Source organism: Roseateles violae, assembly GCF_030410485.1.
In the GTDB taxonomy this organism is placed as follows: domain Bacteria; phylum Pseudomonadota; class Gammaproteobacteria; order Burkholderiales; family Burkholderiaceae_C; genus Roseateles_D; species Roseateles_D violae.
In genome coordinates, this window is record NZ_JAUHHC010000002.1 from 29,195 (window position 1) to 55,321 (window position 26,127).

29 protein-coding genes are annotated in these 26,127 nt (G+C 67.8%); 5 read left to right on the forward strand and 24 right to left on the reverse strand.

The window, feature by feature from the left end; all coding sequences use genetic code 11:
* Position 1 precedes the first annotated feature (1 nt).
* The 4 genes from QWJ38_RS05605 to QWJ38_RS05620 are packed head-to-tail and all read right to left on the reverse strand — an operon-like array spanning position 2 to position 4,842.
* The gene (locus tag QWJ38_RS05605; RefSeq protein WP_290358086.1) at positions 2 to 1,762 is read right to left on the reverse strand and encodes a methyl-accepting chemotaxis protein; all 1,761 of its coding nucleotides are present in this window, start codon (positions 1,760 to 1,762) and stop codon (positions 2 to 4) included.
* Positions 1,763 to 1,807: 45 nt separating this feature from the next.
* Entirely contained in the window at positions 1,808 to 3,943 is a 2,136-nt protein-coding gene (locus QWJ38_RS05610; protein WP_290358087.1) for a chemotaxis protein CheA, read from the reverse strand.
* A 19-nt stretch (positions 3,944 to 3,962) separates the two neighbouring features.
* Entirely contained in the window at positions 3,963 to 4,325 is a 363-nt protein-coding gene (locus tag QWJ38_RS05615) for a response regulator (RefSeq protein ID WP_077038091.1), read from the reverse strand.
* A gap of 49 nt (positions 4,326 to 4,374) precedes the next feature.
* Positions 4,375 to 4,842, reverse strand: coding sequence for a hypothetical protein (locus QWJ38_RS05620; protein ID WP_290358088.1), 468 nt, complete (start codon positions 4,840 to 4,842; stop codon positions 4,375 to 4,377).
* 289 nt (positions 4,843 to 5,131) lie between these two features.
* Here QWJ38_RS05620 and QWJ38_RS05625 point away from each other — a divergent pair, with 289 nt between their 5' ends.
* On the forward strand, positions 5,132 to 6,277 hold the full coding sequence (locus QWJ38_RS05625; RefSeq protein ID WP_290358089.1) for a hybrid sensor histidine kinase/response regulator: 1,146 nt from the start codon (positions 5,132 to 5,134) through the stop codon (positions 6,275 to 6,277).
* Positions 6,274 to 6,936 (forward strand): response regulator, encoded by a 663-nt coding sequence (locus QWJ38_RS05630; RefSeq protein WP_290358090.1) that lies wholly within the window; start codon positions 6,274 to 6,276, stop codon positions 6,934 to 6,936. Before QWJ38_RS05625 ends, QWJ38_RS05630 begins: the two co-directional genes overlap by 4 nt.
* Here QWJ38_RS05630 and fliR read toward each other — a convergent pair whose 3' ends face one another.
* The 13 genes from fliR to fliF all read right to left on the reverse strand — a co-directional run bounded on the left by fliR (position 6,937) and on the right by fliF (position 18,251).
* Positions 6,937 to 7,701: a flagellar biosynthetic protein FliR gene (gene fliR / locus QWJ38_RS05635; RefSeq protein WP_290358091.1), complete on the reverse strand. Its 765-nt coding sequence runs from the start codon at positions 7,699 to 7,701 to the stop codon at positions 6,937 to 6,939.
* A 102-nt stretch (positions 7,702 to 7,803) separates the two neighbouring features.
* Positions 7,804 to 8,073 (reverse strand): flagellar biosynthesis protein FliQ, encoded by a 270-nt coding sequence (gene fliQ, locus QWJ38_RS05640; protein WP_290358092.1) that lies wholly within the window; start codon positions 8,071 to 8,073, stop codon positions 7,804 to 7,806.
* 1 nt (position 8,074) lies between these two features.
* A complete protein-coding gene (gene fliP / locus QWJ38_RS05645) occupies positions 8,075 to 8,803 on the reverse strand; it encodes a flagellar type III secretion system pore protein FliP (protein ID WP_290358956.1) in 729 nt (242 codons plus the stop codon).
* 43 nt (positions 8,804 to 8,846) lie between these two features.
* Positions 8,847 to 9,191, reverse strand: coding sequence for a flagellar biosynthetic protein FliO (gene fliO / locus QWJ38_RS05650; RefSeq protein WP_290358093.1), 345 nt, complete (start codon positions 9,189 to 9,191; stop codon positions 8,847 to 8,849).
* A gap of 21 nt (positions 9,192 to 9,212) precedes the next feature.
* Positions 9,213 to 9,650: a flagellar motor switch protein FliN gene (fliN, locus tag QWJ38_RS05655; protein WP_290358094.1), complete on the reverse strand. Its 438-nt coding sequence runs from the start codon at positions 9,648 to 9,650 to the stop codon at positions 9,213 to 9,215.
* The gene (fliM, locus tag QWJ38_RS05660) at positions 9,640 to 10,644 is read right to left on the reverse strand and encodes a flagellar motor switch protein FliM (RefSeq protein ID WP_290358095.1); all 1,005 of its coding nucleotides are present in this window, start codon (positions 10,642 to 10,644) and stop codon (positions 9,640 to 9,642) included. Before fliM ends, fliN begins: the two co-directional genes overlap by 11 nt.
* Positions 10,645 to 10,646: 2 nt before the next feature.
* Positions 10,647 to 11,234, reverse strand: coding sequence for a flagellar basal body-associated FliL family protein (locus tag QWJ38_RS05665; protein ID WP_290358096.1), 588 nt, complete (start codon positions 11,232 to 11,234; stop codon positions 10,647 to 10,649).
* A gap of 138 nt (positions 11,235 to 11,372) precedes the next feature.
* Positions 11,373 to 12,635, reverse strand: a complete 1,263-nt coding sequence (locus QWJ38_RS05670; protein ID WP_290358097.1) for a flagellar hook-length control protein FliK — start codon at positions 12,633 to 12,635, stop codon at positions 11,373 to 11,375.
* Between the two features lie 11 nt (positions 12,636 to 12,646).
* A complete protein-coding gene (gene fliJ, locus QWJ38_RS05675) occupies positions 12,647 to 13,132 on the reverse strand; it encodes a flagellar export protein FliJ (protein WP_290358098.1) in 486 nt (161 codons plus the stop codon).
* Positions 13,133 to 13,174: 42 nt separating this feature from the next.
* On the reverse strand, positions 13,175 to 14,617 hold the full coding sequence (gene fliI, locus QWJ38_RS05680) for a flagellar protein export ATPase FliI (RefSeq protein ID WP_290358099.1): 1,443 nt from the start codon (positions 14,615 to 14,617) through the stop codon (positions 13,175 to 13,177).
* On the reverse strand, positions 14,617 to 15,393 hold the full coding sequence (locus QWJ38_RS05685; RefSeq protein WP_290358100.1) for a FliH/SctL family protein: 777 nt from the start codon (positions 15,391 to 15,393) through the stop codon (positions 14,617 to 14,619). Before QWJ38_RS05685 ends, fliI begins: the two co-directional genes overlap by 1 nt.
* A 148-nt stretch (positions 15,394 to 15,541) precedes the next feature.
* Positions 15,542 to 16,537 carry a flagellar motor switch protein FliG gene (gene fliG / locus QWJ38_RS05690; protein WP_290358101.1) on the reverse strand — a complete coding sequence of 332 codons (996 nt, stop codon included), beginning with the start codon at positions 16,535 to 16,537 and terminating at the stop codon, positions 15,542 to 15,544.
* 25 nt (positions 16,538 to 16,562) lie between these two features.
* Complete coding sequence (gene fliF, locus QWJ38_RS05695) at positions 16,563 to 18,251, reverse strand: flagellar basal-body MS-ring/collar protein FliF (protein WP_290358102.1); 1,689 nt, start codon at positions 18,249 to 18,251, stop codon at positions 16,563 to 16,565.
* Positions 18,252 to 18,413: 162 nt separating this feature from the next.
* Between fliF and fliE the strand changes: the two genes are divergently transcribed.
* On the forward strand, positions 18,414 to 18,737 hold the full coding sequence (gene fliE, locus QWJ38_RS05700; protein ID WP_290358103.1) for a flagellar hook-basal body complex protein FliE: 324 nt from the start codon (positions 18,414 to 18,416) through the stop codon (positions 18,735 to 18,737).
* A gap of 27 nt (positions 18,738 to 18,764) precedes the next feature.
* Here the strand turns inward: fliE and QWJ38_RS05705 are convergent, their stop codons facing one another.
* The 6 genes from QWJ38_RS05705 to QWJ38_RS05730 all read right to left on the reverse strand — a co-directional run bounded on the left by QWJ38_RS05705 (position 18,765) and on the right by QWJ38_RS05730 (position 23,807).
* Positions 18,765 to 19,265 carry a GspH/FimT family protein gene (locus QWJ38_RS05705; protein WP_290358104.1) on the reverse strand — a complete coding sequence of 167 codons (501 nt, stop codon included), beginning with the start codon at positions 19,263 to 19,265 and terminating at the stop codon, positions 18,765 to 18,767.
* Complete coding sequence (locus QWJ38_RS05710; RefSeq protein ID WP_290358105.1) at positions 19,262 to 20,029, reverse strand: flagellar brake protein; 768 nt, start codon at positions 20,027 to 20,029, stop codon at positions 19,262 to 19,264. Before QWJ38_RS05710 ends, QWJ38_RS05705 begins: the two co-directional genes overlap by 4 nt.
* A gap of 49 nt (positions 20,030 to 20,078) precedes the next feature.
* Positions 20,079 to 20,378, reverse strand: a complete 300-nt coding sequence (locus QWJ38_RS05715) for a flagellar protein FliT (protein ID WP_290358957.1) — start codon at positions 20,376 to 20,378, stop codon at positions 20,079 to 20,081.
* Between the two features lie 47 nt (positions 20,379 to 20,425).
* Positions 20,426 to 20,860: a flagellar export chaperone FliS gene (gene fliS, locus QWJ38_RS05720; RefSeq protein WP_290358106.1), complete on the reverse strand. Its 435-nt coding sequence runs from the start codon at positions 20,858 to 20,860 to the stop codon at positions 20,426 to 20,428.
* Positions 20,861 to 21,016: 156 nt separating this feature from the next.
* The gene (gene fliD, locus QWJ38_RS05725) at positions 21,017 to 22,471 is read right to left on the reverse strand and encodes a flagellar filament capping protein FliD (protein WP_290358107.1); all 1,455 of its coding nucleotides are present in this window, start codon (positions 22,469 to 22,471) and stop codon (positions 21,017 to 21,019) included.
* A gap of 106 nt (positions 22,472 to 22,577) precedes the next feature.
* Positions 22,578 to 23,807 (reverse strand): flagellin, encoded by a 1,230-nt coding sequence (locus tag QWJ38_RS05730; protein ID WP_290358108.1) that lies wholly within the window; start codon positions 23,805 to 23,807, stop codon positions 22,578 to 22,580.
* Here QWJ38_RS05730 and QWJ38_RS05735 point away from each other — a divergent pair.
* Complete coding sequence (locus QWJ38_RS05735; protein WP_290358997.1) at positions 23,782 to 23,964, forward strand: hypothetical protein; 183 nt, start codon at positions 23,782 to 23,784, stop codon at positions 23,962 to 23,964. The two genes, QWJ38_RS05730 and QWJ38_RS05735, sit on opposite strands and share 26 nt — an antisense overlap.
* 51 nt (positions 23,965 to 24,015) lie before the next feature.
* Here the strand turns inward: QWJ38_RS05735 and QWJ38_RS05740 are convergent, their stop codons facing one another.
* A complete protein-coding gene (locus QWJ38_RS05740; protein WP_290358109.1) occupies positions 24,016 to 25,233 on the reverse strand; it encodes a flagellin in 1,218 nt (405 codons plus the stop codon).
* Positions 25,234 to 25,667: 434 nt separating this feature from the next.
* Between QWJ38_RS05740 and flhD the strand changes: the two genes are divergently transcribed.
* Complete coding sequence (gene flhD, locus QWJ38_RS05745; protein WP_290358110.1) at positions 25,668 to 25,991, forward strand: flagellar transcriptional regulator FlhD; 324 nt, start codon at positions 25,668 to 25,670, stop codon at positions 25,989 to 25,991.
* Positions 25,992 to 26,127: the final 136 nt, after the last annotated feature.

Sequence of the window (26,127 nt, forward strand, 5' to 3'; positions counted from 1 at the left end):
ATCAGAAGGTTTCCCAGTCGCCATCGGCGCCGACCGTCTGGGCGGGCGCTGGCGGCGTGGGTCTGGCCTTCGGGGCGGAAACGGGGGGCTTGGCGGCCGCTTGGACGGCCGGTTTGATGCTCGCCTTCGGGCTGGGCTTGTGGGCGGCGTGCACGGGCGCCGCCGGAGCCGGGCGCGGCGCGGCCGCCGGGGCCGTTGCAGGGCCTGCGATGCGGAAGCGGTCGACCGCCTGCGACAGGCGTTCGGCCTGGTCACGCAGGCTCTCCGCCGCGGCGGTGCTCTGCTCGACCAGCGCGGCGTTCTGCTGCGTCATCTGGTCGAGCTGCACGACCGACTGGTTGACCTGGCCGATGCCGTCGCTCTGCTCGCTGGCGGCGGCCGAGATCTCGCCGATGATGTCGGAGACGCGCTGCACGCCGCCGACGATCTCGCCCATCGTGCTGCCGGCATCCTGGACCAGGCGCGAGCCGGCCTCCACCCGCTCGACGCTGGCGCCGATCAGGCCCTTGATCTCGCGGGCCGCCTGGGCCGAGCGCTGGGCCAGGCTGCGCACCTCGCCGGCCACGACGGCAAAGCCGCGGCCCTGCTCGCCGGCGCGCGCGGCCTCGACGGCGGCATTCAGCGCCAGGATATTGGTCTGGAAGGCGATGCCGTCGATGACGCCGATGATGTCGGCGATCTTCTTCGAGCTGCTGTTGATGTCTTCCATCGTCGCCACCACCTGGCCGACGACGTCGCCGCCGCGTGCGGCGGCGCTGGAGGCGGAGGAGGCGAGCTGGTTGGCCGTGCGGGCCGAGTCGGCCGTCTGCTTGACGGTGCCGGTCAGCTGCACCATCGACGAGGCCGCCTGCTGCAGATTGCTGGCGGTCTGTTCGGTGCGGCCGGACAGGTCCTGGTTGCCGGTCGCGATCTCGGCCGAGGCCAAGCGGATGCTGTCCGCCGAGGAGCGCAGCTGGCCGACCAGGCCCTGCAGCGCCTGCTGCATCCGGTGCAGCGAGCGCAGCAGCTGGGCGGTCTCGTCGCTGCCATCGACGGCGGCCAGCGGGCGGGTCAGATCGCCCTCGGCGATCGCCGCGGCCAGCGCCTCGGCCTCGGTCAGGGGCTCGCAGATGCTCTTCATGTTCAAGAGCGTCAGCGGCACGACCACCAGCGCGCTGACGGCCAGCACGATGATGAAGATGGTCAGCACGCGCGACTGCGTGCCTTGCGCGGCCTGCTGCATCTGCGCCGATTCCTGCTCGAGCGCGCTGCGCAGGTCCTTGATCAGCGCCTCGGCCTGGTGGGCCGATTCCTTGGCCTGGCCGAGCAGCTTGTCGGCCACCGCGGCATTGTCATAGCCGCCGCCCTCCAGCTGACGCAGCACCGGCTGCGCCTTCTCGGCGTAGGCATCGAGCAGCGGCAGCATCTTGCGCACGATGGCGTTGTCCTCGTCCTCGTCGCCGGCCAGCATCTGCTTGGCGGCCGCGCCTATCGCCTGGCGCGCTGCTTCCCACTTCTGCCGTGCGGCCTTGACCGCCTCCGGCTTCTCGTAGTTGATGATCATGTCCTTCTCGAAGCGCCGCAGATCTCCGATCGCGACGACGAGAAGGCTCAGCTGGTTCGATTTGGCGATCGACGATTCGGTGAAGGCCTGGCTCTGGCTGCGCAGCGAGTTCATGCCGAGCAGGCCGACGCTGCCGACGATCAGCAGCAAGACCAGCACCATCGCGATGGCGCCGATCATGCGCAGGCGGATGCTGAAACGACGGATCAGGGCGCTCATGGGTACCACTCCAGACTTCTTGGCTTGTGCTCGTTCGCGCCGGCTTCAGTGGCGCGAACGGCGCACCAGGCTGCCGACGTCCAGGATCAGCGCCACGCGGCCGTCGCCCATGATGGTGGCGCCCGAGACGTCGGTGACCTTGCGGTAGTTCGCTTCGAGGTTCTTCACCACCACCTGCTGCTGGCCCAGCAGCTCGTCGACCAGCAGGGCGACGCGGCCACCCTCGGCCTCGACGACGACCATGATGGAGGACACATGCTCGAAGTCGAAGCGCGGCACGTTGAACACGCGCTCCAGCTCGATCACCGGCATGTACTCGTCGCGGACCTCGACGACGCGGCCGGAGCCGGCCACCGTCTTGATCGTATCGGCCTGCACCTGGAAGGACTCGACGACCGAGCTCAGCGGCAGGATGTAGCACTCCTCGCCGACGCCGACGCTCATGCCGTCCATGATGGCCAGCGTCAGCGGCAGGCGCACCGAGACCTTCATGCCGTAGCCCTCGGCCGAGTCGATCTCTACCGTGCCGCCCAGCGCGGTGATGTTCTTCTTGACCACGTCCATGCCGACGCCGCGGCCGGACACATCGGTGACCTGGTCGGCGGTCGAGAAGCCCGGCGCGAAGATCAGGCCCCAGACCTCCTGGTCGCTCATCGTGTCGGGCGCGTCGATGCCTTTCTCGCGCGCCTTCTTGATCAGCTTCTCGCGGTTCAGGCCGCGGCCATCGTCGCGCACCTCGATGACGATGGAGCCGCCCTGGTGGCTGGCGACCAGGGTGATCGTGCCGTGCTCGGGCTTGCCCCGGGCCAGGCGGTCGGCCGGCGTCTCGATGCCATGGTCGCAGCTGTTGCGCACCAGATGGGTCAGCGGGTCGGTGATCTTCTCGACCAGGCTCTTGTCCAGCTCGGTCGCCTCGCCCTGCGTGACCAGCTCGACCTTCTTGCCCAGCTTGGCGGCCAGGTCGCGCAGCATGCGCGGGAAGCGGTTGAACACGGTCGACATCGGGATCATGCGGATCGACATCACCGATTCCTGCAGATCGCGGGTATTGCGCTCCAGATCGGCCAGGCCCGAGGTCAGCTGCTGGTACAGGCCCGGGTCGACGTTGCGGCTGTTCTGCGCCAGCATCGCCTGGGTGATCACCAGCTCGCCGACCAGATTGATCAGCTGGTCGACCTTCTCGATCGAGACGCGCAGCGTGGACTGGTCCATCGCCGCCGGCTTGGTCTCGGCGCGCGCGACCGGCTTGGCCGCGCTGGGGGCCGCAACGGCGACCGGCGTGGCCTCATCGGCGGCCTTCAGCTCGGTGCCGGGCGTGCCGGCCGGCAGGCCGGGGGCGTCGTCGAAGAAACCGTAGCCGGGGTCGCTGCTCGGCGGCTCGACCGGCGGCGCGCCGGGCGCGCCCTCGTGGAAGCCGAAGCCATCGGTCAGCGGCATCAGCTTGACCTGCTCGCGCGCGACGTGGAAGGTGAACAGGTCCAGCAGATCGTTGTCGCTGCTGCTGGTCAGCACCTTGAAGCGGCGCATGCCGTCGGCCGAGATGCCGGCGTCCAGCGGCTCGATGGTGCCGAGGTCGGTGATTTCCTTGAACAGCTCGACCAGATTGTCGGCCAGGCTCAGATCGGTCAGCGGGCCGACCTGCAGCTCCAGCAGGCGCGCGCTGGTCGTGCGGGCCGGGGCCGGCTCGGCGGCCGGTGCCGGTGCCGCGACCGGGGCCGGTGCGGGCGCCGCGGGCCTGGGCGCGGCCGCGACCGGCGCGCCGCCCTCGCACATCGCGCGGATATTGACCAGCAGCTCGGCGGTGTCGACGACATCGCCGCCGGCGCCCTGGTGTCGGGCCAGCTGCGCGCGCAGCGCGTCGCCGGACTGCAGCAGCACGTCGACCATCGCCGAGGTCGGCGACAGCTCGTGGCGGCGCAGCTTGTCCAGCAGCGTCTCCATGATGTGGGTCAGCTCGGCCACGTCGCCGAAGCCGAAGGTTGCCGCGCCGCCCTTGATCGAGTGCGCGCAGCGGAAGATCGCGTTCAGCTCTTCGTCGTCGGCCTCCTCGACATTCAGGTTCAGCAGCAGCTGCTCCATGCTGTCCAGGTTCTCGCCGGCTTCCTCGAAGAAGACCTGGTAGAACTGGCTGAGGTCGATACCGGCGCTGAGGCTGGCACCTTCGGAGGTCATTTCACCCATGCTGTACTCCTCGGGCGTCTCAGCGAATGACCTTGCCGATCACTTCGATCAGCTTGGCCGGGTCGAAGGGCTTGACCAGCCAGCCGGTGGCGCCGGCGGCGCGACCGGCCTGCTTCATCTGATCGCTGGACTCGGTGGTCAGGATCAGGATGGGCGTCGTCTTGAACTTCGGGTTGTCGCGCAGCTTCTTGGTCAGGCTGATGCCGTCCATGCGCGGCATGTTCTGGTCGGTGAGGACCAGATCGAAGTCACGGCTGCTCGACTTTTCCCAGGCGTCTTGCCCGTCCACCGCTTCCACCACGTTGAACCCAGCGTTTTTCAGGGTGAAGGAGACCATCTGGCGCATCGAGGCCGAATCGTCCACAGCAAGGATTGAATGCATCGTTATTTCTCCGGGTATCAAGCGGTATTCGGTTGAATTCTCAAAAGCTTTAGAACAATTCGATCGAGCCGGCGTCCATCTCGTCCTGGGTGACCGGGTTCGGACGCAGCGGCGCCGTCTCGATGACGGCGGCGCCATCCTCGTCGTCGTCGCCGAAGGTGTCGCGGGCCAGCTGGTCGGCGCAGTTGCGCAGGCGCTGGCTGGTGTGGGCGATCAGCTGGGTCGCCATGTCCTGGAACTGCAGCGCGGTGATCGCGCCGGCGACGTCGTCCATCACCTGGCGCAGCGCGGCGGCGGCGGCCGGCGGCAGCGCATCGGCATCGCCCAGCAGGCGGCCGATCTGGCCGGAGGCGCTGTAGAAATGGGTGGACAGCGCCTCGCCGGCGTCGTCGAGCAGGCGCTGCAGGCGCTCCAGGTCGTTGCCGACCGTCATCAGGTGATCCTGGAGCTCAGCCGCGGCCAGCAGGGGCATCATCCCCTCTCCGGCATCGTCCGGCATTTCTTCATTCATCAGCATCTTGGCTCCACGCTCATCTTCCTTGTCGCGGCGGTCCGGGGACTGCGGCGACGGCTACCGGCGCGGTGTGCGCTTCGACGCCTGGTTACATCTGTCATTCTTCGGCATTTGCCCAGGCGGTGTCGCTCGACTATTCACGCTTGTCCGGTCTATTTCTGGGGATCGGCATCCGGCCCGCCGGTGATACTGGGGTAAACCCTTGGATTTGCCGGCCGCAGCGGCCCGGCGTGAACTAGCAGCGCTATCCGGGCCCCGCCGGCCGCCGGCAATGGCGGCATACTCCGCCCCCATGTCGAGTCCAGTTTCCGAGCGCCGTCTGCGCGTCTTGCATGTCGAAGATTCCGAGCTGGACCACCAGCTGATCATGGCCCAGCTGCGCCGCGCCGGCCTGGACCTGGAGGTGCAGCGCGTCGATACGCTGGGCGAGATCGCCGAGGCGCTGAACCAGCCCTGGGACGCCATCATTTCGGACTACAACCTGCCCGGCTATTCGGGCCTGGTCGTGCTGGACCTGCTCAAGGAGAGCGGGCGGCTGATCCCCTTCATCCTGGTCTCCGGCGAGATCGGTGAGGACACCGCCGTGGCGGCGATGCGCACCGGCGCCTCCGACTACCTGCTGAAGAACCATCTGGCCCGGCTGGCGCCGGCGCTGCTGCACGCGATCGAGGCCAATGAGTCGCGCCGCGCCCGCGTCGCCGCCGACCAGGAGTTGCGCAAGAGCAAGCAGCGCCTGCACGAGCTGGCCGGCCATCTGCAGACCAGCGTCGAGATGGAGCGGGCGGCGATCGCGCGCGAGATCCACGACGATGTCGGCGGCTCGCTGACGGCGCTGAAGTTCGACCTGGCCTGGATCGATCGCCACGCCCACAACCCGGAGGTGCGCCAGCGCGTCGCTTCGGCGCTGGAGACGGTGACCCACGCGATCGAGGCCAGCCAGCGCATCATGCACAATCTGCGCCCCGCCATCCTGGAGCAGGGCCTGGTGGCCGCCGTGCAGTGGATGGCGGCCCGCTTCGAGCGCCGCACCGGCATCGTCGTCTCGATGCGCACCAGCCACGAGCAGATGCAGCTGCCAGCCGGCGTGCCGCTGGTGGCCTACCGGACGGCGCAGGAGGCACTGACCAATGTCTCCAAACACGCGAACGCGACCCGCGTCGACATCGAATTGAGCATCGACTCCGGCGTGCTGACCCTGGAGCTCAGGGACAATGGCCAGGGCATTGCGCCGGGCGACCTTGCCAAGGCGCGCAGCTTCGGCATCCGCGGTCTGCACGAGCGCGCGGCAACGGTAGGAGGATGGGTGGACTTGAGCAGCAATAGCAAAGGCACGAGCCTGATTCTGTCGGTGCCACTGCAGGCCGAGGGCCTGGACGGCTTGGGCGAGCAGGAGGACTCGGCAGCCGAGCACGACCCTTCGGCCTGGGGGCTTCTATGATCAAGGTCATCCTCTGCGACGACCATGCGCTGATCCGCCGCGGCGTGCGCGACACCCTGTCCGACGCGCCCGATATCGAGGTCGTCGGCGAGGCCGGCGACTACGGCGAGCTGCGCGCGCTGCTGCACAAGCTGGGGCAGGGCGCTGGCCAGTCACAGGCCCCCTGCGACGTGCTGGTGCTGGACATCAATATGCCGGGCCGCAGCGGCCTGGACGTGCTGCATGTGCTGAAGGACGAGGGCGCGGCGATCCGCACCCTGATCGTCTCCATGTACCCGGAGGACCAGTACGCGATCCGCGCGCTGCGCGCCGGCGCCTTCGGCTATGTGAACAAGGGCGGCGACCCGCAGGTGCTGGTGCAGGCGGTGCGCACGGTGGCCCAGGGCCGCAAATACGTGACGCCCGAGATCGCCCAGATGCTGGTCGAGAGCCTGACCGCGCCGGTCACCGAGCAGGCGCACCAGAAGCTGTCGGACCGCGAGCTGCAGACGCTGGTGATGATCGCCTCGGGCAAGCGCCTGTCGGACATCGCCGAGGAGCTGATGCTGAGCCCGAAGACGGTCAGCGTCTACCGCGCGCGGGTGCTGGAAAAGCTGGGCCTGGCGAACAACTCCGAGCTGACCGTCTATGCGATCAGAAATGGGCTGGTAGAAAGCTGATCAGCTGAAGGCGGCCAGCAGCCGCTCCAGCGCGACCAGAAAGGGCTGCTGCATCAGCGGCAGGGTCGCCACCATGCCGACCAGGCCGATGCTGACGGTCAGCGGGAAGCCGACCGAGAACACGCCGATCTGCGGCGCCACGCGCGAGATCACGCCCAGCACCAGGTTGACGAACATCAGCATGGTGATCAGCGGCAGCGCGATCCACAGGCCGATGCGGAAGATCTCGGCGCCCCAGGTCTGGGGCTGCGCGACGCGCAGGAAATGGAAGGGCTCTTCGCCGACCGGGAAGGCGGCAAAGCTCTGCACCAGCGCGTTGATCAAGAGCAGATGGCCGTTGATCGCGATGAAGAGAAAGGCCACCATCGCGCCGAAGAAGCGCGCGCTGGCCGTGCCCTGGCTGCCGGTGGCCGGGTCGAAGAAGCCGGCGAAGTTCAGCCCCATCTGCAGGCCGATCAGCTCGCCGGCGAACTCCAGCGCGGCGAACACCAGACGCACGGCGAAGCCCATCGCCAGGCCGATCAGCAGCTGCTGGGCCAGCAGCAGCAAGAGCAGGGGCAGCGAGTCGAGCGGTGTCGCCGGCATCGGCGGCAGGCTGGTCTGCGCGCACAGCGAGACGAAGAAGGCCAGGCCGACGCGCACCCGCATCGGCACATTGCGCTGGCTGAAGACCGGCATGCCGGCGAACAGCGCCAGCGTGCGGATGAAGGGCCACAAGAGCGGGTTCAGCCACGCGAGCAGCTGGGCTTCCGTGACCGAGAACATGTCAGCCCCTCGCCCGGCGGGTACGCCGGTCGATCCCCCGGGGGGATGCGGGCCGGCTTGGGAGCGGCCCGGCGCTCGGCCCGCCGATCATCGTCACCATCATCAGCCGACGACCGAGGGAATGGTTTGCAAGGTGCGCTGGATGTACTCGACCAGGGTGGTGACCATCCAGGGGCCGGTGATCGCCAGCACGGCGACGGCGGCGATGACCTTGGGCACGAAGGACAGGGTCGCCTCGTTGATCTGCGTGGCCGCCTGGAACACGCTGACCAGCACACCGACGGCCAGCACCGTCAGCAGCACCGGCGCGGCGACCAGCATCAGCATGTACAGGCCCTGCTGGCCGAAGGTGAAGACTTGTTGGGCGTCCATATCAGGTGACGAAGCTCGCGGCCAGCGAGCCGAGCAAGAGGTTCCAGCCGTCGGCCAAGACGAACAGCATCAGCTTGAAGGGCAGGGCCACCAGCACCGGCGACAGCATCATCATGCCCAGGCTCATCAGCACCGAGCTGACGATCATGTCGATCACCAGGAAGGGGATGAAGATCAGGAAGGCGATCTGGAAGGCGCTCTTCAGCTCGCTGGTGACGAAGGCCGGCACCAGCACCTTGAAGGGCACGTCCTCCGGCTTGACGGCCGGGTCGACCTTGGCCAGGCGCGAGAACAGGGCGACATCGGCCTGGCGCGTCTGCTTGAGCATGAAGCCGCGCATCGGCACTTCGGCGCGCGCGAGCGCCTGCTCGAAGCCGATCTGGCCGGCGCTATAGGGCTGCCAGGCGTCCGCGTAGACCTTGTCCAGGGTCGGGCTCATCACGAAGAAGGTCAGGAACAGCGAGAGGCCGACGATCACCTGGTTCGGCGGCGCCGCCTGCGTGCCCAGCGCCTGGCGCATCAGCGACAGCACGATGACGATGCGGGTGAAGCCCGTCATCATCAGCAGCACCGCCGGCAGGAAGCCGAGGGCGGTGAAGAACAGCAGGGTCTGGATCGGCACCGAATAGCTGCCGCCGCCGGCGCCCTGGCCGATCAGGAGCGGCACCGTGGCCGGCGGCGTGTTGGCCTGCGCTACAGCGGCTGCAGAAAGCGCCGATAAGACCGACAGGGCGAGAAGCTTTTTCAGGCCGCCCGCGCGCTGCAAAAAAAACTCAGGGCGCACGCTGGTCTCCGCGCAGGCGCGCGCCCAGCATCTGGGCAAAGCTCTGCTGGCCGACGCCGCCGGCGCTCTCCGGCTGCGGCGGCATCACATGCAGGGTGTTGATCTGCGAGCCGGTCACGCCCAGCACCAGCCAGCGGCGGTCATCGCCCTGGCCGACCTCGACGGTGACGAGGCGCTGGTTCGGCGCGATCGGCAGCTGGGCGATCAGGCGCATCTGGCCGCCGGTGCTCGCGCCACCGAGCGGCGTGCGCTTGAGCAGCCACAGCGCCAGCGGGATCAGGGCCAGGATGGCCAGGAACCAGAGCAGGGGCAGCAAGGAGGTGGAGGTATTCATCGCTCCGGATTGTCGGGCCAATCAGGCCTTCGAGAGCCGCCGCATGCGCTCGGACGGCGTGACGATATCGGTCAGGCGGATGCCGAACTTGTCGTTGACGACGACGACCTCGCCCTGGGCGATCAGATAGCCGTTGACCAGCACGTCCATCGGCTCGCCGGCCAGCGCATCGAGCTCGACCACCGAGCCCTGGGCCAGCTGCAGGATGTTCTTGATCGGGATGCGCGTGCGGCCCAGCTCCACGGTCAGCTGGACCGGGATGTCCAGGATCATGTTGATGTCGCCGCTGGGCATCGCCGCGGTCGTCGGCGCGAAGTTCGTGAAGGCGGCCGGCGCCACCTGCTCGACGACCGGTGCCATCTCCTCGGGGAAATCCGGCTGCTTGGCTTCGGCCAGCGCGGCGGCCCATTCGGCCGCCATCGCGTCCTGTTCGTCGGTCGATGGGGTATCAGGTGACATTGCGGGCTCCCAGCCAGCCCTGGTCGGGGCTGGTCAGCATTTGGTCTATCTTGATCGCGTACTTGCCGTTGGACGTGCCGTAGTGGCAGTCGTAGACCGGCACGCCGTCGATCTTGGCCTTGATCATCGCTTCGAGGTCGAGCTCGATGAAGTCGCCGGGCTTGAAGGCCAGCAGCTGCTCGACGGTGGCCGGCGCATGGCCCAGCTCGGCGACCAGTTCGACCTCGGCGGCCTGGATCTGGTGCTTGAGCAGATTGACCCAGCGGCGGTCCGGCTCGGTCGAGTCGCCGACGGTGGTCGAATAGAGCACGTCGCGGATCGGCTCCAGCGTCGCATAGGGCACGCAGAAGTAGACGGTGCCGCTGGTCTCGCCGATCTCCAGGGTGAAGGAGGTGGAGACGACGATCTCGCTGGGCGTGGCGATATTGGCGAACTGCGGCTGCATCTCCGAACGCTGGTATTCGAGCTCCAGCGGGTAGATGCCGGTCCAGGCCTTCTTGTACTCGGCGCAGATCACCTCGACCAGACGCAGGATCACGCGCTGCTCGGTGGCCGAGAAGTCGCGGCCCTCGATGCGCGCATGGAACTTGCCGATGCCGCCGAACAGCGAGTCGATGACGGCGAACACCAGGGTCGGGTCGCAGACGATCAGGCCCGAGCCGCGCAGCGGCTTGACCGAGACGATGTTGAAATTGGTCGGGACGACGATCTCGCGCAGGAAGGCGCTGTACTTCTGCACCTTGATGCCGCCGATCGCGATCTCGGGGCTCTTGCGGATGAAGTTGAACAGGCCGATGCGGATATTGCGGGCGAAGCGCTCGTTGATGATCTCCATCGTGGGCATGCGCCCACGGACGATGCGCTCCTGGCTGGCCAGGTTGTAGTCGCGTATGCCGCCGACCTGCTCCTCCTCGGCCTCGAGCTTCTGGCTCTCACCGGTGATGCCTTGCAGCAGGGCGTCGACTTCGTCTTGCGAAAGGATCTGCTGGTTCATGGCTACTGGACGATGAAGGTGGAGAACAGCACCTGGCTGACCGGGCTTTCGACCTGGCGGCGCTTGCTCTTCTTCTTTTTCTTCTTCGGCGACTCGCTGGCGGCCGCCTCGTCCTCGTCCTCGTTGTCGAGCTCGATGCCCATCGGCCGCACCGCCTCGCGCATGATCTCGCGCGCCAGCTTCTGCTTGCCTTCCAGGCTCAGCAGCTCGGCCGAGGACTTGTGCGCCAGCACCATCAGCACATTGCTGCGGATCGCCGGCAGATAGGCCTTGATCATGTCGGCCGTCTGCGCATCGGCCATCTCCAGCGTGATGCCGATCTGCGCGAAGCGATCGACCTCCTTGTCGGCCAGATTGACGGTGAAGGGGTCCAGCGGCACGAAGACCGGCGGCGTGCCCGGCTTGGCCGTGGCATGGCTGGGCGCGCTGCCCGAGGCAGCGTCCTCGTCGTCGCCATGCGACTTCTTCTTCATCAGCAGCAGGCCGCCGCCGCCGCACAGCATCAGCACCAGCACCGCGGCCAGGATGATGATGAGCTTTTTCTTGCCGCCGCCCGTCGAGGCAGCGCCGCCAGCGGCTGCTGTTGCCATGAAAACTCCTTGCGTGATCGATAGCCCCGGGCCGGCGCGGACCGCCGAGCCCAGTGCTCATACTGGCAACGATTATTTCTGGCGCCGCCGCGCGGCAAACGGGGAAAAGCGGGCAGGAGCCTCGCCTATTCGGGCCGTTCAGGCGTAGAGATCGACGACGCCGCGGCTGATCCGCGGTGCGGCCGTGCTGCGGGCGACGGCCGGCAAGCCGTCCTCCGCCTCGCGTCCGGCGCGCCGGCCGCCATGCTGGCCGCCAGCGGCCGCCTGGCCTTGCTGGCCCTGCTGGGCCTGCTGGAACACGCCGCCGCCGGCCAGGGTCAGGCCCGAGTCGCGCAGCGCCGCCGCCAGATCGGGCAGGCTCTGCTCGAGCACCGCGCGCGTCTCGGCCTGGGCCGCGTGGAAGGACACCTGGGCCTGCTGGCCCTCGACGACGATCTGCACCGCCACCGGGCCCATCTCGGCCGGGTTCAGATGCAGCTGCGCCTCCTGCACGCCATCGGCCGCCAGCAGGCTGACGCGCGCCGCCAGCTCGGGCGCGAAGCCGGCCTCGTACAGCGGCTGGGCCAGCACCAGTTCGGGCCGGGCCTCGGCCGCGGCCGGTGCCGCTTCGGCGGCAGACGGCGCGGCCTGTGCGGCCAACAAGCTTTCCGCTGCCGCAGCGGGCGTGGCGGCCGCCAGCGCGGCCGGGGCGCCGGCACTCTTCAGCGCGGCGGCGAAATCCTGCGGTTCCTGGGCCGAGGCGGCGGCATCGTCGCCGAGCCGGGCCAGGCGATCGTCGCCGGCCTGGGCGCGGGCGGCCGCGAGCCCCGCCGGCTCGGCGCGGCCGCGGCCCGGCGGCTTGCCGGCCAGGGCCAGCGGCTCGTCGCCGCCCGAGGCGTCGGCAGCGTCGCGCGCCTGCGGCTCGGGCCGCTCGCGGCCCTGCAGCAGCGCCAGCACCGACTCGGCCAGCGTGGCCGGATGCTCGGCCTGCCGGGCCTCGTCGGCCTCGGCCGGCTGTTCGGTCTTGGCCTCGGCCGGCGCTTCGTTCGAGCGGGCGGCCGGCTTGGCCTCGGCGGGCCGGGTCGTGGGCGTCTGCGGGCGCATGCCCTCGCCATGGCCGGCGCGCCGGGCGGCCTGGCGGGCCTCCTGGCGCTGGGTCTCGGTCTTGCCGCCCTCGGCGCTGCGCGGGGCGGGCGCCGGTGCGGCGGCCTCGGCCTCGGCGGCGGCCGGCTTCGCTGCGGCGGCCGGCGGCGGCGGGGATTCTGGCGGCCGTTCGGCACTGCGCAGCATCTGAGAGAAGCTGCTCAGCGCCTCGCCGGGCAGGCTGCTGTCGGCCGGCCGGTTGCCGCGTGCGGCGGCCTCGCCGCGCAGCGCCGGCTTGCCGGCGGCTATCAGATGGGCGGAAAGGGGAAGCTGGCTCATTGCGAATTCGATCAGGCCGACAGGCGGACGAAGGGGTTGTTGCCGAAGCCGGCCAGCGCGGCGCGCGCGGCCTGTTCGTCGACGGCCTTCTGCTCCTGGCGCTGGGCCTTGCGCTGCGCCTCGAGGCTGCGGCGCTCGATCAGCTTGCGGATCGCCGCGACGCGCATCTCCAGCTCGCGCAGGTTCTCGCGCGCGCGCTCGACGCGCTGCTCGGCATGCTGGGCCACATGGCCCTGGCTGTCGATCGCCTGGTCCAGGCGGTCGCCGAAACTCTTGTAGCAGCCGACGATGTCCATCGTGGCCTGGCGGGCGAACTGCTGGCTCCAGCGCTGCTGGTAGTCGCCGCGGTACTGGTTCAGCTGCGCGTGCTGGTTGCGCGCGGCGGCCGCGCGCTGCTGCACGTCCAGCAACTGGCGCTGCGCCTCGTCGCGCTGGGCCTCGGCCCGCTCGAGCAGGACGCCCAGGGTTTGCAGATTGCTGGATGCTGCTGCGCTCATCGTTGTACCGCTCTCTTGTGTCTCGCTGGCCGGCCTGTCGGATCAGGCCTCCTTGTTGACCACCGCGGCCAGCTGCTTGACGGCGGCGGCCAGCGGGGCGGGGCTGTGCATGTCCTGTTGCAGCAGGCGCAGCATGTCCGGTTGCAGGCGCACGGCCAGATCCAGCTCGGCGTCGTGGCCGGGGCTGTAGGCCCCCAGCTGGATCAGATCGCGCGCCTTGTTGTATTTGGCCAAAAGCTGGCGGAAGCGACGCGCGGAATCGACATGGTTTTGCGGCGCTACATTCGTCATCACCCGCGAGATCGAGCGCTCGACATCGATCGCCGGGTAGTGGCCGGCCTCGGCCAGCTCGCGGCTCAGCACGATATGGCCGTCCAGGATGCCGCGCGCCGCGTCGGCGATCGGGTCCTGCTGGTCGTCGCCCTCGGACAGCACCGTGTAGAAGGCGGTGATCGAGCCCTCGCCCGGCAGGCCGTTGCCGCTGCGCTCGACCAGCTGCGGCAGCTTGGCGAAGCAGCTGGGCGGATAGCCTTTGGTGGCCGGCGGCTCGCCGATCGCCAGCGCGATCTCGCGCTGCGCCATCGCGTAGCGGGTCAGCGAGTCCATCAGCAGGAGCACATGCTGGCCGCGGTCGCGGAAATGCTCGGCGATGGCGGTCGCGTAATGCGCGCCCTGCATGCGCACCAGCGGCGGCGCATCGGCCGGCGCGGCCACGACAACCGAGCGCTGCAGGCCTTGCTCGCCGAGGATGTCCTCGATGAATTCCTTCACCTCGCGGCCGCGCTCGCCGATCAGGCCCACGACGATCACGTCTGCCTGCGTGTAGCGGGCCATCATGCCCAGGAGCACCGACTTGCCGACGCCGGTGCCGGCAAACAGGCCCAGACGCTGGCCGCGGCCGACGGTCAGCATGGTGTTGATCGCGCGCACGCCGGTGTCCAGCGGCGTGCGCACCGGGTCGCGGTCCATCGCGTTGATGGGCCGGCGCACCATCGGCTCGCTGTGCACCTGCTCGATCGGCCCGCGCCGGTCCAGCGGCTGGCCATGCGAGTCGACGACGCGGCCCAGCAGGCCGTCGCCCATGGGCAGATGCAGGCCGCGGTCCTCGTCGCGGCGCCAGGGATGGCGGGGCTTGCCCAGCTGCGGCGCGATCAGCGGCAGCGGCCGCGGCACGACGGTGGCGCCGCTGGCCAGGCCCTGCACCTCGTCGGTGGGCATCAGATAGGCGCGGTCGCCGGAGAAACCGACGACCTCGGCATGCACGGGCTTCAGCCCGCGGCGCGGATTGGCGCCGGAGCTGGGCATGTGGATCTCGCAGACCGAGCCGACCGGCACCTTGACCCCGGTCGCCTCCAGCACCAGGCCGGCGACGCGCACCAGCTTGCCCTGCGCCTCCAGCGGCTGCTGGTTGCCGGCGAAGGCCTGCAGATCGCTGAGGTACTGGCCCCAGCGCTCGCGGCGCTGCGCTTGCTGCCCTTGTTGCATCAGTCCTGGCCCTCGTTGGCGGCGCGGCGCTCGACCCATAGCGAGGCCTGGCCCATGGCGGCGGCGGCCTGCTGCCAGCGCGCGGCCAGGGTGGCGTCGACGCTGCCGATATCGGAATCGACCTTGCAGCCGCCACGCGGCACCTCGGGGTCGGGCAGCAGCTGCGCCTCGCGCGCCTTCAGCGCCTCGCCGGCGCCCTGGACGACCAGCGGGAAATCGGCCGGATTGACGCGCACCCGTACATGGCGGGCCGAGAGCTGCAGCGCCTCGACCGCGTCGTGCACGACATTGGCGATGTGCTCGGGCCGCAGGCTGATCTCGCTGCGCACGACCTGGCGCGCCAGCTCGATCGCGCTGCGCGCCAGCGCCTGCGCCATGTCCTCTTCCAGCGCCAGCAGGTCGGCGTCGAAGCTGCTCACCAGCGCGCCGATCTGCGCCGTCATCTGCTGGGCGAAGCTCTGCTTGAAGGCCTCCAGCGCGGCCAGGCCGTCGCGGTAGCCATCCTGGTAGCCGCTCTGGCGCGCCGCATGCTGCAGCTCCTCGAGATTCGGGGCCGGTGGGGCAGGGGGCGGCGGCGGTTCGACGCTGGGCTTGGGCGGCGGCGCGCTGATCGGCGGCCGCGCGGCGGCCGGTGCGCCGCTGAGCGCATCGGGGCTCCAGGCGGCAAAGCCGCCGAGCTCCTCGCGCGGGATGAAACGGCTGTAGCTGCTCTGGCGGCGTTCCTCGCCGGCGCGGCGCTCGGGCGCGGGTACCTGCCGCGGTGGTTTCGGAGTCATTTAGGAGAAGCCTCGCAAGACACGCCGCTGAGCGTGGGCAGATTCCGTCGCGAGCGCGCCGAGATTGGTTCGAGCAGCGCAGCCGTACTCTCGTACGGCGAGCAGCGCAGGGCCGAGATCGGCGGGCGCAGCAGGAAGATGCCCATGCTCAGATGAACTGGTCGTCGCCGCCGCCGGCGAGCACGATCTGACCTTCGTCCACCAGGCGGCGGACGATCTTGAGCATTTCCTTCTGCTCGCTCTCGACCTCGGACAGCCGCACCGGGCCGCGTGAATCGAGGTCCTCGCGCAGGGCCTCGGCGGCGCGGGTCGACATATTGCGGAAGATCTTCTCGCGCAGCTCGGCGCTGGCGCCCTTCAGAGCGACGATCAGCGACTCGCTCTGCACTTCCTTCAGCACCGCCTGGATGCCCTTGTCGTCGATCTTGTCCAGATCGTCGAAGGTGAACATATTGTCCATGATCTTCTGGGCCAGCTCGGCATCGGCCTCGCGGATGTAGTCCAGCACAGAGGCCTCGACGCTGGAGCCCAGCATATTGATGATCTCGGCCGCGGTCTTGACGCCGCCCAGGCTGCTCTTGCGCATGCGCTCGCCGCCGGCCAGCACCTGGCTCATCACCTCGTTCAGATCCTTCAGCGCCATCGGCTGGATGCCGTCCAGCGTGGCGATGCGCACCAGCACCTCGTTGCGCTGGCGCTCGGTGAACACGCGCAGCACGGAACTGGTCTGGTCGTAGTCGAGGTGGGAGAGGATGGCGGCGATGATCTGCGGATGCTCGTTGCGCAGCAGTTCGGCGACCGAGGTCGCGTCCATCCACTTCAGACTCTCGATCGAGGACACGTCCGAGCCCTGCAGGATGCGGTCGATCAGCAGATTGGCCTTGTCCTCGCCCAGTGCCTTGCGCAGCACCGAGCGCACGTATTCGTCGGTGTCGTTGACCAGGGAGCTCTGCGTCTCGGCCACCGTGTCGAAGCGCACCAGCACGCCCTCGACCTTGCTGCGCGGCACCACCTTCAGCTTGGCGATGGTCTCGCCCAGGCGCTGCACCTCCTTGGGCTGCAGATGCTTGAACACCTCGGACGCTTCCTCCTCGCCGAGCGACATCAGCAGGATCGCCGCGTCTTCCACACCTTGGTCATCCATGATCGTGTCTTGTCGGTTTTGAGCTTCAGGCGGCCTGGCCGTGGATCCAGTCGCGCATGATGTTGGCGACGGCGACCGGGTTGTCGCGCGCCAGCGCGCGGGCCCGTTCGAGCTTGTCGTTGGACAGCGGCGCCTCCAGCGCCGGCAGCTGGTTCTCGTCGTCGACGACGGCGTTCAGCTCGTGCACCTCGTCGGCGGTCTCGACCGGCTCCGGCTTGGCGGCGCGCAGCGCCGGCTTGACCAAGCCGAACACGGCGATCAGCGCGACCAGCACGGCGGCCAGCGGCACGGCGGCGGCGCGCACCATGTCCAGCAGCAGCGGCTGCTTCCACAGCGGCAGGTCGGCGCCGTCGTTCTTCTCGGGCATGAAGGGGGCGCTGACGATCTTCAGCGAGTCGCCGCGCTCCTGGCTGTAGCCCATCGCCTCCTTGACCAGGGCCGTCAGCTTGTCGATCTCGTCCTGCGGCATCGGCGCGCTGACCGTCTTGCCCTTGGCGTCGACGCTGGTGCGCTGGTTGACGATGACGGCGGCGTTCAGGCGGCGCACGGTGCCGGTGGCGTTGCGGGTCACGCGCACCGTCTTGTCGAGTTCGTAATTGGTGGTCGCTTCGCGGCGCGAGCTGTTGACGCCGCCGGCGCCGGACTGGTTGGCCTGCAGCGGCGCCGAGGCGCCGTTGATCGGCGCCGTCGCCGGCACCGGCGGCTGGTTGGTGGCCGCGCCCGGCACGCCGGTCGGCAGCTGCGGGTTGGCGTTGACCGATTCATTGGTCTGCGCGCTGCGCACGGCGGCCGGCAGGTTCGCGCCCTGGTTGGGCTTGAACTCCTCGGCGGTCGATTCGACCTGCGAGAAGTCCACATCGGCGGTGACCGTCGTGCGCAGATTGTCGCGGCCGACCACCGGCTCCAGCAGATCGTAGATGCGCTTGTTCAGATGCGTCTCGATCTGCTGCTTGTACTGCAGCTGCTGGCTGTCCAGGCCGTTGCCGCTGTCGGCATTGTTCTGCGACAGCAGGGCGCCGGTCTGGTCCAGCACGCTGACGGCCTTGGGCGCCAGCTCGGGCACGCTGCTCGAGACCAGGTGGACGATGCCGGCGATCTGCGCGCGGTCCAGCGTGCGGCCGGGGCGCAGGGTCAGCATCACCGAGGCGCTGGGCTTCTGCTGCTCGCGGAAGAAGCCGTTCTGCTGCGGCATCGCCAGGTGCACGCGGGCGTCGGCCACATCGGCCAGCGCGGTGATCGTGCGGGTCAGCTCGCCCTCCAGCCCGCGCTGGAAGTTCAGGCGCTCATTGAACTGGGTCTGGCCGATCGAGCTCTTGTCCATCAGCTCGAAGCCGACGCTATTGCCCGGTCCGCCCTTGGGCAGGCCGGCCGCTGCCAGCTTCATGCGCAGATCGTAGACCTGGGCGGCCGGGACCGAGATGGTGCCGCCCGGCTCGTTCTTGTAGGGCACGTTCAGCGTGGTCAGCTGCGCGATCACCGCGCCGCCGTCCTTGTCGGACAGGCCGCTGAACAGCGGCCGGTAGTCGCCCTGGCCGGACCACAGCGTGATCGCCAGCACGGCGGCGGCCAGCACGGCCAGGCCGGCGCCCATCATCAGCTTGTTGCGCGCCGGCAATGCCGCCAGGCGGGCCGCGAAGCCCGGCATGCCGGCGGCGTCGGTGCCGGAAGCGGCGACGGGCAGGGCGTTGGCGGTGGTGGCGAGGGCTGTGTCCATGTGGCGTCGAATTCGTGAACTTGTGCACGGGTCCACCCGCAGGTGAACCGATGGACCGAATTATTCGCAAACAGACCCTCAAGAAAGCCGGAAACAGGCCGATGAACCGAGCGCAGTTCCCTTCTTCAGCACGGGGGCGGCGGCCCTATGCTTCGTTCCATCATGGACATGAAGCTCAAAGCCTTTGATTTCGCCCAGGCCGCCGCACGCGCGGGCTTGGGCGTCAATGGCCAGCCCCTGGCCAAGGCCAAGAGCGTGGGCGCCACCAGCTTCGGCGACGCGATGACGCAGGCGATGAAGAGCGTCAGCGCCGCGCAGAACGAGGCGACCCGGCTGCAGCGCGAGGTCCAGCTCGACAATCCAACCGTCAGCCTCGAAGAGACCATGGTGGCGATGCAGAAGGCGCAGATCGGCTTCCAGGCCACCTTGCAGGTGCGCAACCGCCTGGTCTCGGCCTACTCCGAGATCATGAATATGCAGGTTTGACGCTGCGACGGCCCCGGGCGCTGCGTGTCAGCAGCTCGGCGCGCCGACCGCATCCGGCCCGCATTGCTGGGCCCGCCCCATCCCGTTGACGAGCACCTGCAGGCGCTGGCCCTTGGCGGTGCTGAAGGCGATGCCGCCATGGCGCGGCGCCTGGCCCAGCATCGGCGTGAATTCGGTATCGGCCGCGCTGTCCATCTGCACGCTCTTGTAATCGGCCTGCCGGCCGCCGCCGATATTGCAGGCGGGCAGCGCGCCGCCGCCATTGCAGTCGCAGGGCTGGCCGCTGCTGACGCCCCAGCACCAGTTCTTGCCGGGGTTGAAGCTGACGAAGACCGGCTTGCGCGTCTGCACGCTCAGCTGACGCGCATGGCGCAGATCGAGCAGCAGCGCGTCGGCGGCGCCGCGCAGCTGCTGGCGCTGCAGGAACTGCGCATAGCTGGGCACCGCCGCCGCCAGCACGATGGCCAGGATGGCCAGCACCGCGGCCAGTTCCAGCAGCGTGAAGCCGGCGCCGCCTCGCGTCCTCATTCGGCGCGCCCCGGGCTGCGCAGCAGCCGGTCGAGCTTCTGCGTCTGGTCGATGAAGTATTGCAGCTGGCGCAGCGCGGCCGGCTCCAGGCCGGCAAAGGCGCAGCCGAGCTGGCTGCCGGCCTCGCCCAGCGGCCGCTGGTGCTGCAGGCGCAGGCGGGCGGCGAACAGGCAGTCGCGATCGAGCTCGACCTGCACCTCGCGGCTCGCGCCCAGCGGCCAGTCCAGCCGCATCTCGGGCGGCAGCTGCAGCGCCATGCCGCCGATGCTGAGGTCCAGCACGCGCAGCGCGATCGGCTCGTGCGGCGCGGCGTCGCGCAGCCGCACCTGCGGCGTGCGCGAGTGCGGGCGCACGCGGAAGGCGTCGCGGCGCTGGATGCGGTAGAGCTCGGCGGGCAGGGCGGCGCCGAGGCTGCAGCCGTCGCCCAGCAGACGCGGCGCGCGCAGCTCGAACTGCAGGCGGATGCGGTCCAGATAGGCGGCGGCGTTGATCGCCGGGCCGTCCAGCAGCAGGGCCAGGCGCGGATCGCCGGCGCGGGCGTCCAGCTGCAGGCGCAGCGCCGCGGCGTCGAAGGCGTCCAGCTTGGCGCTGAGCCCGGCGCCGTTGTCGGCATGGCCGCTGCGGTCCAGCAGGATGGTGACGCGCTCGTCGCGCAGGCGCTGCAGCAGCGCCTGCACCTCGCTGGGCGCGTTCAGACGAAAAGCGCCCAGGCCGGCGCTGTCGCTCGGGCTGGGCGGGGTGGTCGGCACGGTCTCGCTGGCCATGGATGCGGGTCGGGGCAGGGCTCGGCCCTGCCGGCCGGAATCTCGCTCGTCAGTGGACGGTCTTGCTCTTGCCGGTCAGCACCTGGTCCAGATCCTCCAGCCAGGGCTCGGCCAGATGGCGGATCTCGGCATCGTTCAGCAGGATGCGCTGCATGATGCGCGTCTTCAGCTGCGCCTCGGCGGGTTGCAGCTGCTGCTGCGAGGCGGCATGCTTGAGCTGCGAGATCAGCAGCACGCAGGCACCCTCCAGCTTGACGACCTCGTCCCAGTTGCCCGAGCGGGCGGCGCTGAGCATGTCGGCGCTGGCTTGTTCGATGGCTTCGTAGTAGCTGAGCAGCTGGGTGTTCATGGCGGTGACCTTCTGGGTGCAGAAACGATCGGGCATGGGCGGATGATTCAGGCTGCCTTGGCTTGGGGCGCGATCGCGAGCCAGGCTTCGCGAATCGGCGTGATGACGCGCTTGCACTCTTCCAGCGCCGCTTCGTCGGAATGCAGATTGGCGTCGGTCAGGCGTTGGATCACGAAGCTGTAGAGAGCCGACAGATCGGCGGCCAGGTCGCCGCCGGCCTTCATATCGAGCGCACCCTTCAGGCCTTCGTCGACGATGCGCAGCGCGCGACCGATCGCGCGGCACTTCAGTTCGACATTGTCCGCCGCGATTGCGCCGCGGGCTTGGGCAATCGCGTCGACCAGGCCGTCAAACAGCATCACGACCAGTTGGTGCGGCGAAGCGGCCTCCAGGCCGGTTTGCACGCTGGTCTGGTGATAGAACTTGCTGGCGAAGGCATTGCGCGAGCGGGCCGGTTCGAAGGCAGTTGCGAGGGCGTTCATGGTCTCTGGGCCTGTGGTTCTGTGCTGCGATAGATTGCTTATCGACCACCGTCCGCCGGACTTGAATTTTTTTTAGACTAAATCGGACGAGTCGTTCAAACGAGCTGGCCCAGAAGCAAAAAGGCCCGCCAGAGGCGGGCCTTGGAGAACGAGGGCTCAGTTGCTGCCCGAGTTGTTCCACTGGGTGACTTGCTGGCTGACATAAGTCGACAGTGCATTCAGGCTCGCCATGCGCGCATCGAGTGCCTGGTACTGCTTCTCCAGTCGTTCCTGTGTGCGTGCTACGCGGTCCGTCACCTTGTCCTGCTCCTTCTGGTTCAGCTTTAGCTTGTTGTTGAGTCCCTCGGTGCGGCTGCTCAGCGAACCCCCGGCGCCGGTCAGTGCCGCCGTGAAGTCAGCCAGCTTCTTGGCCATGCCCTTGGTGCCGCTGAGGCTGCTATCGCCGGAAAACAGCCGCGCCATCTTCGCGGGATCGGCCAAGGCCTTGTCGAGTGCACTGGTGTCCAGCGTCAGGCTGCCGTCGCGCGGCGCGTCGGCACTCTTGCTGGTCAGGCTCAAGAAGCTGAAGTTGCCGGCACCGGTGTCGCGCAACACATTGCGCAACTGGCTGCGCAGCGTCAACACGGTGCTGTCGCCTTGCAAGGTGCCACCGATCTTGTTCGTCTCGTCGTACTTGGTCTGATCGACCAGGTAGCTGTTCAGAGCGTTGTAGGCAGTGGCGAAATCCTGCACCGCCTTGCGCTGGCTGCTGCTGTCATTGGCCACATTGAGCGTACCCGGGCTCGCGGTGGTGGCCGAAACGGTAAAGCTGACGTTCTCTATGGCACCGGTAAAGGTATTGGTGGTCGAGACGACGTCGAGGCCATTGACCTGCGCCTTCGCATTCGCCGCGGCAATGGTCTGCTTCATTCCCGCGGCGGCGTCGATGTCGGGCTGGTAATTCAGTGCGGCCAGACCGTCGGTGAGCGCATTGCCGTCGAGATCGGTGCTGCTAATGCGCAGCGCATTTTCTTCGCCGGTCTTGTCGCTGCGAATGGTCAGCCGGGCGCCGGATGCGTCCGTGACGATGCTGGCGGTGACACCGGCCTTTGCGTTGTTGATTGCATCGCGCACGTCCTTCAGCGTCGTCGTGTCCTTGTCGAACGTCAGTTCGAGCGGCGTACCGCCGCTCTTTTCGCTAAAGCTCAACGGATCGGACGAGGTCGCACCAGCACTCCAACTGCCGAACTCGATTTTCAGCTTGCCGGCGCCCAGTTCGCTCGTGCTTCCACCGTTGAATGCGTTGGTGGCGAGGCTTTGGGCGGTGGCCAATTGCGTGACTTGTACACTGTAGCTGCCCGGTGTGGCACCGGCACTTGCCGAACCCGTGATCGCCGTATTGGTAGACCCCACCGTGGATTGCGTCCACAACGTGGCCTTCGATAGCGCGGTGGCGGCCGTGGTGACGCCCGACAGCAGGCTCTGGACCTTGCCGTAGCTGGAAATTTGCGTCTGGATGAAGGTGGCCGAGGTTTGCAGCGTGGTCAGTGGCTTCTTCTCCAGCTCGACCAGCTTGGAGATGATGCTGTTGGCGTCCAGGCCGCTGCCAATGCCTATCGATGAGATGCCCATGGCTCGTAACTTTGCTTTGCTTCTTGTCTATCGGTTGTCGACAGAAAGACTGAAGGCCCGCGGCACAGGCGGCGGGCCCTCTTCGTAACGGGAGGCGAAATCCGCCTCAGCCCTTCAGCAGCGACAACACCTGTTGGGGCAACTGGTTGGCCTGGGCCACCATGGCCGTGCCGGCCTGCTGCAGGATCTGGGCGCGTGACAGATTGGCCGTTTCGGTGGCGAAATCGGCGTCCATGATGCGGCCGCGAGCGGCGGACACGTTTTCGCTCTGAATCTGGATATTGGCGACAGCCGTTTCGAAGCGGCTCTGCACCGCGCCTAGTTGGGCGCGCGCGTTATTCACCTGCGTCAGCGCGCTGTCGATCTTCTTGATCGCCTTCCACACGCCGACTTCGTCGAGGACGCTCAGATCATCGATGCCAACCTCAGGGCTCACCGACGAGGGGATGATGCTACCGCCATCGGCTGCATCGATGCCGGTGGTGTCGGTGGTGAAGCCAGCGAAGGTGATTGCCTCGGGGGCATCGGTTGCCGGGTCGATCCGGTCGGACAGCATACTGACCTTGAAGGTGCCGTCATCGTTCTCGACCAGATAGGCACTGACGCCGGTGTCGGTGGTCTTGCGATTGATCGCTTCGACGACCTGGCCCAGGCGCTCTTTCTCCGAGCTGGCCGCAGGAATCGGCCCTAGATTGACCGGGTTGCCGGTGCCAACCGTGATTTCCAACGGCGAGGGGGCCGGGATCTCGGCCAGGGTGGTGATCGTGGCCGGCGGGTCGCCCAGGGTCAGATCGGGCGTCGAACCTTCGGCATAGGTGATCGACGAGATGGCGGCGGTGGTCGTGTTGGCCAGGCTGCCGATCGTGATGCCGTCGCCGGAATTGGCGCCGATCTGGAAAGTGGCGGCGGTGAAGCTACCGTCCAGCAGGCGCTTGCCGTTGAAGGAGGTCTGCTTGGAAACGCGGTCGATTTCGTCGCGCAGCTGCACGACTTCAGCGTGCAGAGCCTTGCGATCGTCGGCGCTGTTGGTCGCGTTGGCCGACTGCACCGCCAGTTCGCGCATCCGTTGCAGCATATCGCCGACCTTGCCGAGCGCGCCTTCGCCGGTCTGAGCCAGCGAGATGCCGTCGTTCGCGTTGCGCGCCGCCACATTGAGGCCACGCACCTGGGTGTTCATGCGCTCCGCGATCGCCAGGCCCGCTGCGTCGTCCTTGGCGCTGTTGACCCGCAGACCCGAGGACAGGCGCTGCATCGAGGTAGCCAGCGAGCTCTGGCTGCTGTTCAGATTGCGCTGCGCATTGAGCGAAACGATGTTGGTGTTGATGGTTTGGGGCATTGAAGCTCTCCTGCTGAAATCGATGATTCCGGCGTCGAGCCGGCGTTCCTACGCGGTAAGTGAATTCTTCGGCACAACCGGTAGGACAGAAATCTCGATAAGCAGGGTGTTCGCCGGCTTTATCCGTTCCGAAAAACGAAAAGACCTCCGGGCCTGAAAGCCGGAGGTCTTGAGCTTCAACAGAAGGCGCCGGTCGGCGCCATTCTTGTCAGCGCAGCAGCGACAGCACTTGCTGCGGCAACTGGTTGGCCTGAGCCACCATCGCTGTGCCGGCCTGTTGCAGGATCTGAGTACGCGACAGGTTCGACGTTTCGGTTGCGAAGTCGGCATCCATCACGCGGCCCCGGGCTGCCGAGGTGTTTTCGGCCTGGATCTGGATGTTGGCCACCGCGTTCTCGAAGCGGCTCTGCACGGCGCCGAGCTTGGCACGGGCGCTATTCACCTGATCAAGCGAACTGTCGATCATCTTGATGGCGACCCAGACGTCCGACTCTGTCTCGATGCTGAGTTCGTCGATACCGACCTTGTCGGTCACGGCCGTGGGGGCCTCGCTCTCGTCGAGACCGGTCTGGGCGGTCGAGAAGCCGGTGAACTCGACCGACAGAGCGGCGCCGTCCGCGTCCAGTTTTCCGGCCTTGACGTCGACCTTGTAGGTCCCGTCGTCATTGGCCACCAGGAAGGCCGAGACGCCAGTGTCGGCCGTCTTGCGGTTGATTGCTTCCACGACCTGGCCCAGGCGCTCCTTACCCGAGGAGGCTGCATCGATCTTGCCGAGTTCGACGACCTGTTCGTTCGTGCCGCCCGAGTCGACCGTGATCTGCAGCGTTCCGTCGGCGATCTCGGCGAGGTCGCTGATGTCGCCGGTGTCGGTAACGTCCAGGTCTGCGCTGCTGCCTTCCGAATAGGTGATCTTGGACAGGCCGGCGGTCGAGGTATTCGTCAACGAACCGACCGAGATGTTCTGGCCCGAGTCCGAACCGACCTGGAAGTTGGCGGCAGCGAAGGAGCCGTCCAGCAGCTTGCGGCCGTTGAACGACGTGGTCTTGGCGACGCGATCGATTTCATCGCGCAGCTGCGAGACTTCGGCCTGCAGCGCCTTGCGGTCGTCGTTGCTGTTGGTGGCGTTGCCCGACTGGACAGACAGTTCTCGCATCCGCTGCAGCATGTCGCCGACCTTGCCCAGCGCGCCTTCGGCCGTCTGGGCCAGCGAGATGCCGTCGTTGGCGTTGCGTGCGGCGACGTTCAGGCCGCGAGTCTGGGCGCTCATGCGCTCGGCGATCGCCAGGCCGGCAGCGTCGTCCTTGGCGCTGTTGACGCGCAGACCCGAAGACAGGCGCTGCATCGAGGTGGCCAGCGAGTTCTGTGAAGAAGACAGATTGCGCTGGGCGTTCAGCGAAACCGAGTTGGTGTTGACAGACATTGTCATGATCGATGCTCCAAAATTGACAGTTGCTCCCGGCAGACGCCGGCTCTTGCCTCGGCTTGAGGCGCTTGCGGCACCCCGGAGCCGTGTTTCCGATGCGGCGAAGCACCGTTAACTGCGCCCGGCGGCAGCAGAGTCCGAAATGACGTGGAGTGCCTCCGTGAAGAACGCTCTACGACTGTCGGCCGGCTGATCCGGACCACGGAGCCGATGTTTCGATTCCGCTGGGTGGTTTATCGATCTAGGGGGCGTGAACTTTAGGCCTGTTTTGCAAAACCACCGGAGGCCAGGACGCCCTTGTAGGAATTCGTCTGACGCGGGGCAGGGAAGATGCCAGACCGGGCTGACCGAAATGGCCTGATATTTCGGATCAATTCGGCTCTTCACAATTCGTTCCACGTTGAGACGCAACGAGCGAACGAATCAGGAGCCGCCCCATGAACGCAGACCAGATCCTTGCCGAAATCCGTGAAGCCAATCTGTCGTACCTGATGCTGGCGCAAAGCCTGATCCGCAGCGACCGCGAGCAGGCGCTGTACCGCCTGGGCATCTCGGAGGACACGGCGACGCTGATCGGCACGCTGAGCCCGGCCCAGATGATGAAGATCGCCTCGGGCAACACCTTGCTGTGCCGCTTCCGCATGGACGACGACCTGGTCTGGGGCCTGCTGACCAGCCACGGCAAGACCGCGGCCAACGACAGCGTGTCGCGTCTTCATGCTTCCATCCTGATGGCCGGCCGCCACGCCGAAGCCGCCTGAACTGTTGACCCCCGGTCATGCGGGTACGCATGACCCGCCCCCGAGGGGCGCGAGTCCCTGGACTCGCAAAGGCGGGGCCGCTTGGGAGCGGCCCGGCGCTGGCCCCGCAAACACCGAATACCGACCGAGACACTCC